The 15,370-nt window shown below is 61.9% G+C and carries 17 protein-coding genes; 2 read left to right on the forward strand and 15 right to left on the reverse strand.

Annotated features, from left to right (window positions below):
- Positions 1–9: 9 nt before the first annotated feature.
- The 4 genes from OHL13_RS16795 to OHL13_RS16810 all read right to left on the reverse strand — a co-directional run bounded on the left by OHL13_RS16795 (position 10) and on the right by OHL13_RS16810 (position 2,695).
- Complete coding sequence (locus OHL13_RS16795) at positions 10–1,149, reverse strand: acyltransferase family protein (RefSeq protein ID WP_263411276.1); 1,140 nt, start codon at positions 1,147–1,149, stop codon at positions 10–12.
- 115 nt (positions 1,150–1,264) lie between these two features.
- Positions 1,265–2,110 (reverse strand): 2,3,4,5-tetrahydropyridine-2,6-dicarboxylate N-succinyltransferase, encoded by an 846-nt coding sequence (locus tag OHL13_RS16800; RefSeq protein WP_263411277.1) that lies wholly within the window; start codon positions 2,108–2,110, stop codon positions 1,265–1,267.
- 28 nt (positions 2,111–2,138) lie between these two features.
- Positions 2,139–2,444 carry a type II toxin-antitoxin system RelE/ParE family toxin gene (locus OHL13_RS16805; RefSeq protein WP_263411278.1) on the reverse strand — a complete coding sequence of 102 codons (306 nt, stop codon included), beginning with the start codon at positions 2,442–2,444 and terminating at the stop codon, positions 2,139–2,141.
- Complete coding sequence (locus tag OHL13_RS16810; RefSeq protein WP_263411279.1) at positions 2,441–2,695, reverse strand: type II toxin-antitoxin system ParD family antitoxin; 255 nt, start codon at positions 2,693–2,695, stop codon at positions 2,441–2,443. Before OHL13_RS16810 ends, OHL13_RS16805 begins: the two co-directional genes overlap by 4 nt.
- A 66-nt stretch (positions 2,696–2,761) precedes the next feature.
- Between OHL13_RS16810 and OHL13_RS16815 the strand changes: the two genes are divergently transcribed.
- Positions 2,762–3,643, forward strand: a complete 882-nt coding sequence (locus OHL13_RS16815; protein ID WP_263411280.1) for an alpha/beta hydrolase — start codon at positions 2,762–2,764, stop codon at positions 3,641–3,643.
- Positions 3,644–3,672: 29 nt separating this feature from the next.
- On the opposite strand, the gene OHL13_RS16820 is transcribed toward OHL13_RS16815, so the two are convergent.
- The 4 genes from OHL13_RS16820 to OHL13_RS16835 all read right to left on the reverse strand — a co-directional run bounded on the left by OHL13_RS16820 (position 3,673) and on the right by OHL13_RS16835 (position 7,251).
- Positions 3,673–4,098 carry a response regulator gene (locus tag OHL13_RS16820; RefSeq protein ID WP_263411281.1) on the reverse strand — a complete coding sequence of 142 codons (426 nt, stop codon included), beginning with the start codon at positions 4,096–4,098 and terminating at the stop codon, positions 3,673–3,675.
- 188 nt (positions 4,099–4,286) lie between these two features.
- Positions 4,287–5,207 carry a 4-hydroxy-tetrahydrodipicolinate synthase gene (dapA, locus tag OHL13_RS16825; protein WP_263411282.1) on the reverse strand — a complete coding sequence of 307 codons (921 nt, stop codon included), beginning with the start codon at positions 5,205–5,207 and terminating at the stop codon, positions 4,287–4,289.
- 36 nt (positions 5,208–5,243) lie between these two features.
- Positions 5,244–5,834, reverse strand: a complete 591-nt coding sequence (locus tag OHL13_RS16830; RefSeq protein WP_263411283.1) for a TMEM175 family protein — start codon at positions 5,832–5,834, stop codon at positions 5,244–5,246.
- A 163-nt stretch (positions 5,835–5,997) separates the two neighbouring features.
- Entirely contained in the window at positions 5,998–7,251 is a 1,254-nt protein-coding gene (locus OHL13_RS16835; protein ID WP_263411284.1) for an aminopeptidase, read from the reverse strand.
- Positions 7,252–7,315: 64 nt separating this feature from the next.
- Between OHL13_RS16835 and OHL13_RS16840 the strand changes: the two genes are divergently transcribed.
- Complete coding sequence (locus tag OHL13_RS16840) at positions 7,316–9,127, forward strand: TonB-dependent receptor plug domain-containing protein (RefSeq protein WP_263411285.1); 1,812 nt, start codon at positions 7,316–7,318, stop codon at positions 9,125–9,127.
- A gap of 24 nt (positions 9,128–9,151) precedes the next feature.
- Here the strand turns inward: OHL13_RS16840 and OHL13_RS16845 are convergent, their stop codons facing one another.
- The 7 genes from OHL13_RS16845 to OHL13_RS16875 form a co-directional block, all read right to left on the reverse strand.
- A complete protein-coding gene (locus OHL13_RS16845) occupies positions 9,152–9,826 on the reverse strand; it encodes a 4-hydroxy-tetrahydrodipicolinate reductase (protein ID WP_263411286.1) in 675 nt (224 codons plus the stop codon).
- A gap of 19 nt (positions 9,827–9,845) precedes the next feature.
- Positions 9,846–11,294 carry a lysine-sensitive aspartokinase 3 gene (gene lysC, locus OHL13_RS16850; RefSeq protein WP_263411287.1) on the reverse strand — a complete coding sequence of 483 codons (1,449 nt, stop codon included), beginning with the start codon at positions 11,292–11,294 and terminating at the stop codon, positions 9,846–9,848.
- Positions 11,291–12,415: an aspartate-semialdehyde dehydrogenase gene (gene asd / locus OHL13_RS16855; protein WP_263411288.1), complete on the reverse strand. Its 1,125-nt coding sequence runs from the start codon at positions 12,413–12,415 to the stop codon at positions 11,291–11,293. The genes lysC and asd overlap by 4 nt, the downstream gene beginning before the upstream one ends.
- Before the next feature lie 76 nt (positions 12,416–12,491).
- Positions 12,492–12,950, reverse strand: coding sequence for a DUF1569 domain-containing protein (locus OHL13_RS16860; protein WP_263411289.1), 459 nt, complete (start codon positions 12,948–12,950; stop codon positions 12,492–12,494).
- Positions 12,951–12,983: 33 nt separating this feature from the next.
- Complete coding sequence (locus OHL13_RS16865) at positions 12,984–13,265, reverse strand: hypothetical protein (protein WP_263411290.1); 282 nt, start codon at positions 13,263–13,265, stop codon at positions 12,984–12,986.
- A 1-nt stretch (position 13,266) separates the two neighbouring features.
- A complete protein-coding gene (locus tag OHL13_RS16870; protein WP_263411291.1) occupies positions 13,267–14,490 on the reverse strand; it encodes a GGDEF domain-containing protein in 1,224 nt (407 codons plus the stop codon).
- 409 nt (positions 14,491–14,899) lie between these two features.
- Positions 14,900–15,286 (reverse strand): EVE domain-containing protein, encoded by a 387-nt coding sequence (locus OHL13_RS16875; RefSeq protein WP_263411292.1) that lies wholly within the window; start codon positions 15,284–15,286, stop codon positions 14,900–14,902.
- Between the last annotated feature and the right edge of the window lie 84 nt (positions 15,287–15,370).

A 15,370-nucleotide genomic window follows, 5' to 3' on the forward strand; every position in this document is an offset into this window, starting at 1 on the left:
ATCGGCCCGTCATGCGGAAACTGGGCGGCTCTTGACCACCTCAAACCTTGATTTGAGCCTGAGGAAGGGCTTTTCGAGCAGAAACCAGGAGGCGGTGGCCAGTCCGAAGTTGAGGGCGACTGTCAGCAACATTTCAACCGCAAGCGAGGCGTGTCCGCGGCAAAGCCGTTTGGCGGTCTCAGCCGAGAAGATGTTGAAGATGTACAGCCCGAAGGAGATGCGTCCGAAAAAGAGGATCCAGCCGGGGAAGAAGTTTGCCGGCAGTCCGAGAAATGCGCGAAACAGGGCGATACAGCCAAGCGCGCTGAAAAGATAGGCGACGTTATACGTCACAAGGCCCAGGGTCAGGGCGTGCGTGCGCGGGTCAAACAGAGCTCCGAAGGTGACCAGCGCTGCACCGGCGATGGCGAGGAGCAGGCGTCGCGGAAAGGTCATCTGCAGCGCCCGGTCTTCCGCCCACAGGGCCAGCAGCGCGCCCAGGCCGAAGAACTGCACCTGGTTGAAGGTATTGAACGAGACCTGGCGGTCAGCCGTCTGGCCCAGCCAGCGGATAAGCATCAGCGAGCCCTGCGAGAGCACGATGGTGGCGACGGCGACGTTGAGAATGTGCGCCCGTTTGGCTTTGCGCAGAAGGATCGGCCAGCAGATGTAGAACTGTTCTTCGACGGAGAGCGTCCACAGAAGGACCATGGGGAACCAGACCGGGTTGCCGAGAACCAGGTACCAGTTACCGACAAAGAAGAGTGCCGAGAGGTAGAAGCTGAGAGGCGTGGTTTCCGCGAAACCCACCCATGCCAGCACAGCGCACAGCGCGAGGAAGAAGAAGTACAGCGGCCATATGCGCAGAATGCGCCGGATATAGAAAGAGCGCAGATCCAGGTGCCCTGTGGACGCTACCTCGCGGCGCAGAAGGCGCGTGATCAGGTAGCTGCTGAGCAGGAAGAACAGGTGTACGCCGTAGGCTCCGGCAATGTGAAGGCTCCAGACCAGCGTCTCCAGCCAGTGCTTATGTGGCAGGTGAGGAAGCAGCAGCTCAGGATTGGACTTGTGGTGCAGGAAGACGGCAAGAAAGGCCAGAAAACGAAGAGCATCCAGCTCCGGCTGGTAGAAGCGTGCTGAGGGCTTCGAGCCGGTGACAGGCTCGGTCATCGTGGTCTTCCTCCTGAGCAGGGGCGCCGTTGTGGGAAGTGGCGATGACCGGAGTATATATCCTGCCCATCCACACAGCGTTTCAGGCGGATGGGCAGGGATGCAGGAATGTGGATTAGCGCAGCAGGTCTTCGAGCGCCGTGGAGAGATCAGTCTTCTCGTCGCGGTACTTCACGATCACCGGGGTGTAGACGGAGAGTCCCCACTCCTGGCCCTTGCCCTTGTTGACGGCGCGGGAGCCGGGAACAACGACCGCGCCCGAAGGGATGATGAGCGGTGTTTCGGCGGTGGCCTTCAGAATCGTGCCGTTCACGGTGTCATAGACCGGTGTGCCACGGGTCAGGATGGTTCCTGCGGCCAGTACAGCCTTCGAGCGGACGATGGTGCCTTCGTAGACGCCGGTATTGCCGCCGACGAGGACGTCGTCCTCAATGATGACGGGCGAGGCGTTGACCGGCTCCAGGACGCCGCCGATCTGGCAGGCAGCGGAAAGGTGGACACGCTTGCCGATCTGCGCGCAGCTTCCGACGAGAGCGTGCGAGTCGACCATGGTGCCTTCATCGACATAGGCGCCGACGTTGACGTAGGCGGGGGGCATCATGACGACGCCCTTGGCCAGGTATGCTCCGCTGCGGACCGACGATCCGCCGGGAACGACGCGGATGCCCTGCTCCGGCGTGAAGGTGCGGGCCGGGTAGGTCGCTTTGTCCACAAAGCTGAGGCTGGCGGCAGACTGGTCTTCCAGGGCGCCGATGCGGAAGCCCAGAAGGATGCCGCGCTTGACCCAGGCGTTAACTGTCCAGCCGATGGGAGAGGACTCGTCGGGCGAGGCCGAGCGCAGGGTGCCGGCTTCGAGCTGGCCACGAAGCTCCAGGAAGGCTGCAAGGGCTTCGGGATTGCCGATGGCCGCGGCTCCGGAGGCAAAGTGATGTTCAATGGTCTGCTCGAGGGTGTTGCTCACGTCTGGGGTTCTCCTGAATGGGTTCTTTCTACTTTAAGCGAGATCGAAGCAGTGGAGTTAGGTTGCGGGCTCCATACCATATGGCCAGGATCAATAATTGCTTCGTCGTGTTGCGATAGAAGACGAGATAGTCGTTGACGACCCAGACTCGAATTGGAGCCGGCGCAAGGTGTGCACGGACATTGCCAGAACGCGGATGGCGGAGCAGCATTCGAAAGGCGTCATATAGCTCTTCAATCAGGTTGAGAGCCGCCAGTTCGCTGCGTTCCAACAGAAATTCGACGGCTGCTTCCAGGTCCCGTTGCGCAGGGCCGGTAACCTTGAAGGTCTTCACGCGGTTCGCCGCTTCTTTTTAGCAACGATATGGCGCAGTCTGGCAATCGATTCCTCTCCGTCAATCACATCTCCACGGGCAGCGGCTTCCAGTCCTTCCACAACCTTTCTGCGCGCAAAGCTTACCCATTCTTCATGCTCCTTTTCGGCGCGCAGGGCGTATCGAACCACTTCCGAAGCGGATGCGAAGCGACCGGAAGCCACCGATTCTTCAACAAATTTCTCGAGTTCGGGGGTAAGGGAGACGTTCATCGCGGGCCCTCCTGATGTCAAAGAATAGCAAAATCTGTTATTCGAGCGTGGGCGTAGAATTCCGCCGTGCGTATAAAAGCTCTTCTCTCTGCCCTTCTACTCAGTGGTACTTTTTCTGCTCCGGCGCAGGTGGTCACTCTGCCGCTGTGGCCTAACGGAATGCCCGAGGCGTGGGCTCCCGGAGCCGAGACAGAGACGATGAAGCCGGCGGACAAGCTGGTGGGTGGCAAGTCCGTCTCAAAGATCACCAACATTGAGAAGTCGACGCTGGCGCTCTACCAGCCGGAGAAGAAGACCGGAGCTGCGGTGGTGGTCTTTCCAGGTGGCGGATACCGCATCCTGGCCTACGACCTGGAGGGAACGGAGGTCTGCCAGTGGCTGAATGCGGCGGGCGTGGCCTGCGTCCTGGTGAAGTACCGCGTGCCGGTGAAGGAGCATTATCCGGCCAGCACGATCGATCTTGAGGACGCACAAAAAGCGGTGCGGATGACGCGAATGCACGCGAAGGAGTGGGGCATTGACCCCTCGCGCGTCGGCGTCCTCGGGTTCTCAGCCGGTGGCCACCTGGTAGCTGCTTTGAGCAACCACTCTGACTTCAAGCGGCAGAACGAGCCCGCGGAAGAAACCGCGGTCAGTGCGAAGCCAGACTTTACGGTGATGATCTATCCGGCGTACCTGACGGACGAGACGCTGAAGGTGATAGACGAGGGCGTGAAACCGACCTCCGCAACGCCGCCGACATTCCTCTTACAGGCCGAGGACGACCCGGTGCATGAGGAGAACGTACTGGTGTACTTCCAGGCATTGAAAGAGGCCAAGGTGAAGGCGGAGCTTCACGTCTACGCCGAGGGCGGGCACGGCTACGGATCGCGCGCGGACAAGTTGCCGATTGTGAAGTGGCCCGCACTGGTGACCACGTGGATGCAGACGATTGGCGTGCTGCGGTAAAGCTCAGGAAAGCGGCATCGATCCGCAATCTACGCGGGGATGGACCATCCCTGGCCGTAGTTGCGCGTGCTTACGGAGGGCGTCAGAACGGTGTGGATCAGATCCAGAAGATAGGGCAGGCTGACCGGTTTCTGCACAAAGCGCCAGGAGCGGGCAACGATACCCGCGGCATGCTCTGCCGGAAGGTCATCGCCGCTGAACAGAATGACAGGCAGCTTGGGGCGTTCGGCGGTAAGGGTATGCGCCAGCTCAATGCCGGTGATCTCCGGCATATGAATGTCGGTGAGCAGCAGGTCGATATTGGGTTTGCTGGTGAAGACCTCTGCCGCGCGCTGCGCACTATGGCAACTGAGCACGGTATAGCCAGCGTGCTGCAGGAATGCCTTGTAGAGAGAGCGGATGTCAGAGTCGTCGTCGACGAGCAGGATGGTGCGAAGGGGGAACTGCGGATTCATAACTACAACTTCTCGTATTCAGGTGAAACGTGCGTAAAGTGAATGGGCCGTCAATGCAGTGGGGTTCGAACCACACATTTCTGGCCCCATACCTCTGACGCAGGGGAGACTGTGGAAGTTGGCTCAAAAGCGTTACGGCACGGCGAAAATGCCGTGCCGTACTGAAAGATAGAGGGTTACGCCTATCTTTAGAACATTCGCAGATCTTCGCCCGTGGGGGCGGTATCGACCAGCAGGCCAAGCTCGCCGATCAGGATGTCGAGCTTGCGGCGCGTCACCGGGCTGACCTCCATCATGGGCAGACGAAGGCTGCCTTCAATCCTGCCCATCAGGTTCAGGATGGCCTTGGTGGGTGCCGGGTTCGGCTCCCAGTACAGGGCGTTCAGGAACTTGGCGTAGTGGCGCTGAATGCGGCGCGCGGTGGGCCAGTCATTGGCCAGCGCGGAGGCCACCATCTCCGCCATGTGGCGTGGAATGATGTTGGAGCCGACCGAAATCAGACCGGCGCCGCCCTGCGAGATGACGGGCAGGGCCAGGCTGTCATCGCCTGCGAAGACCTTGAAGTTGCGTGGCGCGCTGGCAATGATCTCAGAGATCTGCGCCATGTTGCCGGAGCTTTCCTTGATGCCGAAGATCTTCGGATGCTCGGCCAGGCGCAGCACCGTCGCGGGTTCAAGGTTCGCCGCCGTGCGACCGGGGATGTTGTAGAGCATCACGGGCAGGTGCGAGGCGTCCGCAATGGCCTTGAAGTGCAGGTACTGGCCCTCTTGCGGAGGCTTGTTGTAGAAGGGGTTCGCGGTCAGGATGCCGGAGAGGCCGGGAATTTGCGAGAGCTTCTCGACCCGCGCGACGGCTTCGGCCGTGCTGTTGTGCGTGCATCCGGCGATGACGGGGACGCGTCCGTCAGCGGTGCCGACGACGGTCTCAATAACCCGGTAGGTTTCTGATTCGGTAAGGGTAGATGCCTCGCCCGTGGAGCCGGTAGCGACCAGGAAGCTGATGCCGGAGTCGATCTGCCAATGGACGAGGGAGCTAATCGCAGGCTCGTCGATCGAATTGTCTGAGCGGAAAGGCGTAATAATCGCGGTTCCGCAGCCTTGTAAGTCCATAACGAAGGTTAGTTTACCGTTCTGTGGGGGCGGTTGTCAGATTCGGCTGCGGCGGGTGGCGAAGGTGGGCGTGATCCAGATGACGGTGACAACGAACGCCAGAGCGAACGAGAGCCAGGGACGAAGGTAGGCGGCGGGAATGGCCAGCAGGTAAATCATCATGCAGAGCAGGTGCTTGCGGTGGGTGGTGTGGTCCTCGTGATCAAGGTCCCCCTGCCCAGCAAGCATCTGGTTGACGGCCAGGCGCAGCAGCATGAAGCCGATGGCCTGCAGCAGCAGTGTGGCGGCATAGAGCGCGGCGGAGAACGAGGAGATTTTGTGTTCGCCGATCCAGTCAGTGAAGTAGGGCAGCAGCGACAGCGTGAAGAGAAAGAAGAGATTGGCCCAGAGGATGCGATGGTTCACCATACGGATGCGATGGATGAGCGCATGGTGGTTGATCCAGTAGGTGCCGGTAAACAGGAAGCTGAGTGCGTAGATGGCCAGCGTGGGTAGCACGGTGCGCAGACCGGCGAAGCCGTCTTCGTGCGGAACCTTCAATTCCAGCACCATGATGGTGATGATGATGGCGATGACGCCGTCGGAGAAGGCTTCCAGGCGGGTGGGGGTGAGCTGGTGTGTGGTCATCTGGCGGAAGGATACCGTGTTTCTTGTTTGTCATCTCGCAGTGTAGCGGAGAAGCAGATTCCTCCGCGGGTGCTACGGAATGACAAACAAGAAAGGCAAAGCAGAAATGCGGGTTTCTCCGCTGCGCTTCGCTCCGATCAGGATGACAAAGCAAGAAAAGCGGCTAGGCCCAGTTTCCGTTGCGCATCAGGGGTTCGCTGGTGCCGTCCGCGTGGACGCCATCGACGTTCATCTGCGCGCTGCCGATCATCCAGTCGACGTGGATGAGGGAGCTGTTGGCTCCGAGTTTGTTCAGCTCGTCTTCGGCCATTTTTTCGCCGCCGATGATGCAGGTGGAGTAGGCCTGGCCCAGGGCGATGTGGCTGGCTGCGTTCTCGTCAAAGAGCGTGTTCCAGAAGAGCAGGCCGCTCTCGGCGATGGGCGAGTGATGCGGTACGAGAGCAACTTCGCCAAGGCGGGCCGCGCCTTCGTCGGTGGCGATCAGCTTCTTCAGGGCTTCTTCGCCTGCCGAGGCGGAGGCGTCGATGATGCGGCCGTTCTCAAAGTGGACGCTGATGTTCTCGATGAGCGTGCCCTGGTGGGAGAGAGGCTTCGAGGCGCGGACGCGACCGTTGACCCGGTCCTTGTGCGGCGTGGTGAAGCACTCTTCCGTGGGGATGTTGGGCTGGCAGTAGATTCCGTTGCCCGCAGTGGTGCCACCGCCGGCCCACAGGTGATCGTCGGCGAGGCCAACCGTAAGATCCGTCAGCCCGTCGTTCGAGTGGAAGCGCAGCGCGTGGTAGCGCTTGTTGTTCAGGAAATCGACGCGCTCCTTCAGGCGGGCGCCATGCTGCTGCCATGCCAGGACGGGGTCGGGCTGGTCCGAACGTGAGGCGGCGAAGATGGCCTCCCACAGTTTGGCGACGGCTTCCTCCTGCGGCAGGCTGGGGAAGACGAGCGAGGCCCAGGCGGGGGTGGCGCAGGCGACGATGGTCCAGTTGATCTCGTGGCGGGTGATGATCTCCATCGCAGGCTTGCTGGCTTTGCTGGCGGCGATGTTGGCGCGGGAGACCTTGTTGGGATCCTGCCCGGCCAGCAGCGAGGGGTTGGCGCCGGTGATGCCGAGGCGCGCCGCGCCGGAGCGGTAGGCATTGGCGATGCCTTCGGAGAGCCAGGCGTTGGTCTTGTCGAAGCTTTCGTCCGGAGCGTACTTGTAGCGTGCCAGCGTCAGCTCGTCATCGCCGAAGAAGGTGGTCACCAGCGTGGCTCCGGCCTTGTAGGCTTGCTCGGTGATGCGGCGGACGAGGGGCAGCGACTCAAGCGGAGCGGTGATGACCAGTTCCTGCCCTGCGCGGAGGTTCAGACCGACGCGGACGGTGACGAGCGCGAGGGCGTCGAGCTTGGTTTCAAAAGACTGGGAAGCAACGGCGTTAGACATGCCTTCTAGGGTAGGAGCCTGCACAGCACCGCGCAAGTGCGCCGGGATGAGAAGCTTAAGGGGCATGAGAAAAGCAGTGGCGCTTGCGTTCCTGATGGGCGCGGGTGGAAGTATGTGGGCGCAGCAGAAGCAGAAGGATGCGCCCGAGGTTCGAACGACAGTGGTTGTGGTGGGTGCACCCGATGCGCTGGCGGAGGAAGACTCCTCCCGCGCGACAACCGTGCAGATGGTGGAAGAGAAGCGGCTTGCGTTGAGCGACATCAACGACCTGCTCCGCAGCGATCCTTCGGTGGACATTCAGCAGCGTGGCGGCGCGGGTGTGCAGGCGGACCTGTCGATCCGCGGCAGCTCGTACGCGCAGACGCTAGTGCTATTGAATGGCTTGCGCGTGAACGACGCGCAGACCTCGCACTTCAACATGGACTTGCCGGTTCCGCTGGCGGCGCTCGGTGCGGCTCATCTGCTGCATGGCGCGGGCTCGACCTTGTATGGATCGGATGCGGTGAGCGGCGTGGTGAACTTTGTCACCAGGCCCGCTGGGGACGGGCTTCGGCTGCGGTTGCAGGCGGGTGGCGGCAGCTTTGGCGGACAGGAACAGTCGGCCATGGCGACGTGGGGCAAGGGCAGGCTGAGCCAGGTCTTTGCCGGGGGAAGGGATTTTTCCTCGGGCTTTATGGCGGACCGCGATTACCGGTCAGAAGAGGCAAGTTCAGAGACACGCTTTCATACGGCGGCGGGTGATTCCGATGTGCTGCTGGCGGGCAGCGACCGTGCTTATGGCGCGAATGGTTTCTATGGCAATTACGTTTCGTGGGAGCGGACGAAGGGCTGGTTTGCCGCGCTGAATCAGCAGATCAACCTGAAGACGCAGGCAGCGGTGAGCTACCGGCGGCATACGGACCTGTTTGTGCTGACGCGGTCGAATCCTGCGGGCTACAAGAACCAGCACGTGGATTCCAGCTGGCAGGGGGTGGTGCGGCGGCAGGACACACTGCCATGGAAGCCAGCGACGCTGTTTTATGGGTTGGAGACGAATGCCGATCAGATCGACAGCACCAACCTTGGCCGTCATGGCCGCAATCGCAGCGCGGGCTATCTCGATCTGGAAGTGCGCGGGCATGGGCGGGGCACGTTGTCGGTGGGGCTGCGGGAGGAGATCTTCAGTGGCGGCAACCATGTGATGGTGCCTTCGATTGCGGGCAGCTTCTGGCTGGGGACGAAGGTGAAGGTTCGGGCGAGTGTGGGGCGTGGATATCGGCTGCCGACGTTTACAGACCTGTACTACAGCGATCCGACATCGTTGGGCAATGCGGCCCTCAGGCCGGAGTCGGCCTGGAGCTACGACGGTGGCGTGGACTGGTATGCGGGGCGAAGGTTTTCGGCTTCCGTAACAGGTTTTACCTCGCGGCAGACGAATGTGATTGATTATGTCCGTGCCAGCGCTGCGGAGAAGTGGCGCGCGGCGAACCTGACCAGCGTGCATCTGACAGGTGCCGAGGCGGCGGTGGACTGGCGTCCGATGAGCGGACAGAACGTGCGCGTGTCGTTCACGCAGGTCAGCGGCGCGCGCGAGGCGCTGCATGGTCTGCAGTCGGTGTATGTGTTCAATTTCCCCTCGCAGAACGCGAGCGTGGAGTGGGTGGGGCGCTGGCAGAGTGGCCTGCTGCTGCGGCAGAGAGTGCGCGCGGTCAATCGTTTGAATCGCAATGCGTATCCGGTGTGGGATGCCTCGGCGGCCTGGGAGGGTAAGCGCGCGCAGCCATACTTCCGCATGACGAATGGAAGTGATGCGCAGTACCAGGAGATTGTGGGGGTTCCGATGCCGGGGCGCGGCTATATGGCGGGCGTGGTGGTGATGCTGGGGAAGAGCCGTTAGGGAGGAAGACATCTTCTCCGGGCTTTACAGCTCGGAGAAGATGTCCTTGAAGTCGTAGCAGCCCTTGCGGGTGGAAAGCCATTCGGCGGCGCGGACAGCGCCATCCGCGAAGGCGCGGCGGCTGAAGGCCTCGTGGGTCAGGACCACCCTGTCGCCCTTGGAAGTGGCCACCAGCGTGTGGATGCCGACGGTATCGCCCTCGCGATGGCTGGTGATGGGGGCGTCAATGCCACCCAGCGCAGCCTTCAGGCTCAGGGCGGTGCCGCTGGGTGCGTCCAGCTTGCTGGTGTGGTGGGTCTCTTCGATGGTGAACTCGTAGCCGGCTTTGGCCAGCCCACTAGCCAGTACGGAGGCGGCCTGGAACATCACCTGAGTTCCGATGGAGTAGTTGGTGCCATAGAGCAGGCCGGCTTCCTTGCGTTCGGCCAGGCTGCGCATGTCGGGCAGCTTGTCATACCAGCCCGTGGTGCCTACTACGACGCGGGCTCCGGTGGCGAGGCAGGCGCGCAGGTTGGGGATCACTGCCTCGGGTGTGGTGAAGTCAATCACCACATCGAAGAGTGTGACGAACGGAGGCGTCAGTGCCTGCGCGTTGGGGTTCTCTTTCGCATCGAGAACGTGGACGCCGTGTCCGCGCTCATGCGCGACGTCAGCGACGAGCTTGCCAGTCTTACCGTGTCCGAGGACGAGGATACGCATGGGGAAAAGATCTCTCTGCTTACGCTTTTGCGGTTTCGGGTTCGGCCTGTGCTGTGGCGCGTGCTTCCACATCGAAGACGCTGGGATCGGGGTTGGCGAAGAACTTGCCGTGCAGAGCGCGGACAGCCTCTTCCACGTCCGACTCCTCGATCATGAAGCTCATGTTGATTTCGCTGGCGCCCTGCGAAATCATCCGCACGTTGATGTGGCTGACCGCCGTGAAGACCTGGCCGGAGATGCCGGCGTGGCCACGGATGTCTTCGCCTACCAGGCAGATCAACGCCTTGTTCGGGTCAAGCTTCACGTCGGCGATGGTGCGCAGGTCTTCGATCAGGGAATCGAGGCCGATGGTCGAGTCCACCGTCAGCGAGATGGAGACCTCGGAGGTGGAGACCATATCGACGACGATCTTGTGGCGGTCGAAGATGTCAAAGACAGCCTTCATGTAGCCATGCGACATCAGCATGCCGCTCGAGACGATGTCGATGATGGTGAGCTTGCGCTTGGCGGCGATGCACTTGAACGGAGACTTGCAGGGCGGCGCTGCGGCAATGATCTTGGTGCCTTCATTGGCGGCGTTGCGCGAGTTCAGCACCCACACCGGGATGTTCTTCTGCACGGCCGGAAGAATGGTAGCCGGGTGCAGGACCTTCGCTCCGAAGTAGGCCAGTTCCGCGGCTTCTTCAAAGCTGATGGTCTTGACGCGGAGCGCATCGGCGGTGATCCGCGGGTCGGTCGTCATGATGCCGTTGACGTCGGTCCAGATCTCGATGGCTCCGGCATGCAGACCGCCGCCGATCAGGGCGCCGGTGTAGTCCGATCCGCCGCGGCCGAGCGTTGTGGTGATGCCGGCCTCGTTCGAGGCGATGAAGCCGCCCATGACGGGTGTCTTTCCGGCTTCGATCAGCGGAAGAACATTCTCGAGCAGCTTGGCTTCAATCTTCTCGGGCAGTGGAGCAGCCTTGCCGAAGACTGAGTCCGTGATGATGGACTCGCGCGCGTCGTGGTGAACCCCGTTCAGGCCGCGCTGGTCGAAGGCGGCTGCCACCATGCGTGACGAGAGACGCTCGCCGTAGCTGACCACGTTATCCGTGGTGCGGGGAGTCAGTTCGCCGACGGCGGCAATGCCGCGCAGCAGGTCGTCCAGCGAGTCAAAGTCGGCGGCGATCTGCGGCTGCAGAACGGTAAAGCGCTCGTTGTCCAGCAGCTCGGCCGCGGTATCCACGTGGCGGTTGCGCAGGCGGGCAGAGATGGCCAGGGCACCCAGTTTGTCGCCCTTGCCGGCAGCGGCAGCGGCAGCCAGAAGCTGGTCGGTGACCTTGGCCATGGCGGAGACGACGACGACCGGCGACAGGCCTTTGCTGGTGCGCGTGCGGACAATCTCCGCCGTGCGGTTCATCGCCTTGGCGTCCTCAACCGAGGTACCGCCGAACTTCATGACAACGATGTGCTTGCGTGCGGTGCTCATGCGTTCACCAGTGTTTCCTGCCGTGCTCCGGCAAACTTGAACTTGCCCATCACGGCGAGGATTTCGGCGTTCAGAATGGCAGCTCCGGCGGCGCCGCGAACCGTGTTGTGCGACAGCAGGACGAACTTCCAGTCCAGCAGGCTGCACGGACGCACGCGACCGACCGTGGTGGCCATGCCGTTGCCGCGGCCAATATCCAGACGCGGCTGCGGGCGGTTCTCCGCCTCGTCATACTCCACCGGGTGCAGCGGGGCCGACGGCAGGTGATGCGCGCGCAGGGGCTGGAACTCGCGCCATGCGGCGATCATCTCTTCTTTGGTCGCAGGCTTCTTCAGCTTGATGCTGACGCACTCGGTGTGGCCGTCAATGACCGGAACGCGGTTGCAGTGCGCGGAGACCTTGGCGTCCAGAAAGTCGAGGGAGCCGGTGCCTGCGTCGGCATCGCCGGTGAAGGTGCCCAGCAGCTTGCCCACTTCCTCTTCCAGCTTCTCTTCCTCGTTCTTGATGAACGGGACGACGTTGCCAAGGATGTCGAGCGAGGGCACACCGGGGTAGCCGGCGCCGGAGACGGCCTGCATGGTGGTGACGAACAGGCTCTCGATGCCGAAGGCCTTCTCAAGCGGTGCCAGGGCCAGTACCAGGCCAATGGCGCAACAGTTGGGATTGGTGACCAGGAAGCCGCCGCTCGCCTTGCGCGAGGTCTGGGTCTCCAGCAGGCCGAAGTGGTCCGAGTTGACCTCGGGGACGACCAGCGGGACGTCCGGCGTCATGCGGAAGGCCGAGGAGTTGGAGATGACGGCGCAGCCGGCCTCGGCATACGCGGGCTCCAGTTCCTTGGCGATGGGCGAGTCGACCGACGAGAAGATGATGCGCGGTACCTCACCGCTCGCAAGCTGGGCGGGGGTGGGAACCGTGTTCGGCTGGACGATCATTTTGGCGATCTGCGCGGGCAGCGGCGTGTCCAGTTTCCAGTTGGTGGCTTCGCCGTAGGTTTTGCCGGCGGAGCGGTCGGAAGCTGCGAGCCACGTAATCTCGAACCACGGGTGGTTGGCGAGAAGCTGGATAAAGCGCTGGCCCACCATGCCGGTGGCGCCGAGGATGCCTACTTTACGTCGTTCCATACGGTCCTTGCGCGCACATGCATGCGCGTCTTCGCGTCAAAGCGTGATTCTCCTAGGATAGCAAGTTTCCCACAGTTCAGCGGCCAAACTGGCGCAGGTGATGGTCAGTATGCAGCCAGCCCCAGCGCCGCCATTTCGGGGTGGTCATCTCCGCGAAGAGGGGGTGCGGGGCCCAGTTTCCCTGGTTAGCAGCAAAGGCGGCCAAGGCCTGCAGCAGGGCTTCGCGGTCCCCGGCAAACTCTGTCGGCGGGGTTCCGCCCTCTCCCTGTTTCAGGCCCGGAGGAGTCGGCACGTCCTGCGGCCATTTTCGAGGGAAATAAAGCGCCAGCCACTTGTAAATGCCCGGCGGCAGGGTGGAGGGGATGTGGGGTTCCAGGGGCCGCTGATGGAGGGTGTACAGCAGGGCATCAGTCATGTGGCAGATCATCTGGCCGGTGGTCATGCTGCCCCACCGGGGCCGATCGCCGGGCGTCAGCGTAAGAATCCGCTGTCGCAGTGCTTCCAGATCGGCTGCGTTAGCAAGGGTCCGGGGCATGCGGGACAAGTGTATCCATTGGTTGGCTGAGCTTTAGTAATCTGTCGCTCGCCGTCGCCTGCGGGCCGGTTCGGAACCTGCCCCGGCAAAGACGCAGACCATCGCCACGGCGTGGATCAGGAACCAGAGCGACAGTCCCTGTGTCTGGTAGATCATCACCAGGATGAGGATGCGGGGGATGAGGATCGCGGCCAGGAGCGGGATCCAGCCCACGAAGTGGAAGGGTACGAGGTTGCCCTGCAGCCAGGCGATGGCCAGGCAGATGCGGGGCAGAAAAAGAGAGAGAACGAGGAACCAGAAGGGGAGCGTATGCATGTCAGTCAGCCAGGGCGTGCGGGCCCGCTGCTGATTCGGATGCATTCTGCGCGGGTGGCGTCATGCCGTACGGAAGAAAGTAGGCAGAGTTCCGGCCAGTACGCTTCACGTGGTACAGCGCGGAGTCGGCGCGGGCCAGAAGGGAGCGGGTGGTGTCATGCGGCTCGCTCTGGGCGATTCCAACAGAGACGGTGACCGGCAGACTGCCGTGCTCCGGCGGAAGCTGCTGCAGTGCGCCGCGAATGCGTCCGGCGACAATCAGGGCGTCAGGCCCGGGTGTGGAGGGCAGAAGCAGCAGCATCTCGTCACCGCCAAAGCGGCCGAAGGTGTCATAGACGCGAAGCTGTTGCTGGATGACCTCGGCGACGTGGCGCAGGGCTTCATCGCCGGCGGCATGGCCGGCCGTGTCATTGAAGTACTTGAAATTGTCGATGTCGATCAGGAGGAGGGAAAGGGGAAGGCCGGTGCGACCGGCCAGTTCCAGCTCCTGCGCGAACTTTTGCTCGGCGGCGGCGCGGGTCAGGGCCCCAGTCAGGCTATCAATCTGCGCTGTGCGCAGCGTGGCCGCGCGCATCTCGCTGGTGATCATGGCAAGAAGGAACATCCCGGTGATGCCGATGTACAGGAATCCGACCAGGATGCTGGCCGTCTGCACGGAGTTACGCTGCATGAAGTTCTGCGGCGATTCCTGCAGAAAGAGCAGAATGAAGCGTTGCAGGCTGAGCAGGGAGAAGATTCCGAAGACGATGGAGCCAAAGCGCAGAAAGTGCGACTGGCGGGCTGCGCGCCAAAGCACGATGGCAGGAATCAGCCGGCCCATGCCGATGACCCACGCGGACGCAATGGAGCGGGGGATGAGGTCCGGCGTGATGACGCAGTAGTAGAACAGCACCAGCAGGCCGGCAATGCAGGAGATCTCCAGCACCCAGCCGTAACGGGAGCGGTCGTTGAGGAACCTCTGGATGCCGCGGGAAACCAGGTAGTAGCTGAAGAACCCAATGCCATTGCCAACGACAGCAGAGACAAACAGCGGAATGGCTCCGCGGGTCGCCACCAGAAACAGGGCGAGTACACCCAGGGCAAAGCCGAGGGAGATGCGTCCTACGCCTCGCATTCCAGGGTTGACCCGCCGCAGCAGCAGAAAGGCGGACGCCATCATCAGCTCCAGCAGGAGCTGGCAGATCAGCAAAGTCCGGTTATCAAACCACTGCAACAGATGTTCCATACGGCCCAGGTGCGATCTTCCTATTCTCCATGAGGACCCAATGCCTCAGAAAACGAATTGGATGCTTCGTCGCTGGACAGTGATGCGAGTCCTGGCCCCAGGCGTACAGCGTTTCTTCCTTCCCGTTTGACGCGGTAAAGTGCGGAGTCGGCGCGAGAAGCAGCGTCCGGTTGTCCAGCCATTGCAGAAGAAGATTCATCGAGGGATTCTATTTTTCTGCGAATTCCCCGGTTACGCCATCCCTTTTTCGAGGGGAATCAATCGTGGAGCGTGCTGTCCTGGCCGGCAGGCTCTGACGTTGTCTGCTCGAGGATTTTCTGGCCGTCAAGGGCGAGGGCATTCCGGCCATTGCGTTTGACCTGGTAAGCTGCTGATTCCCTAAACAGCCATACCACCCACTGGCGTGCGTTTACTTGCCTTGTACCAGCCAGGCGAACTGCTCTTTGGTGAGGGGAACGACGGAGAGACGGAACTGGCGAAACATGATGGAGCCTTCAAACAGCGGGTTGTCGCGGATCTCCGCCAGTGGCTTGGGCCGCTTGATGGCCTTGACCGGCTTGATGCGGACGACGGGGTTCTTCGGATCGGCGGCGTCGACTGAGACGACCTTGGCCTGTCCGACGGCGGCCTTGCCCACGTTCGAGTGATAGATGACGATGTCCTCGCCCGGCTTCATCGCGCGCAGGGTCATCAGGGCCTGCGGGTTCTTGATGCCGTCCCAGACGGTCTCGCCATCGCGCAGCAGGTCATCAAAGGAATACACATCAGGTTCGGATTTCAGCAGATAGAAAGACATAACAGTTCTCAGGTATTAGTTCTCAGTTGTCAGTGGAAAAGCAAGTTTCGTGGATAGGAGAGTGCGTTTGCATTTCTCTGAGAA

This window comes from Terriglobus tenax, assembly GCF_025685395.1.
Classification (GTDB): Bacteria; Acidobacteriota; Terriglobia; order Terriglobales; family Acidobacteriaceae; genus Terriglobus; species Terriglobus tenax.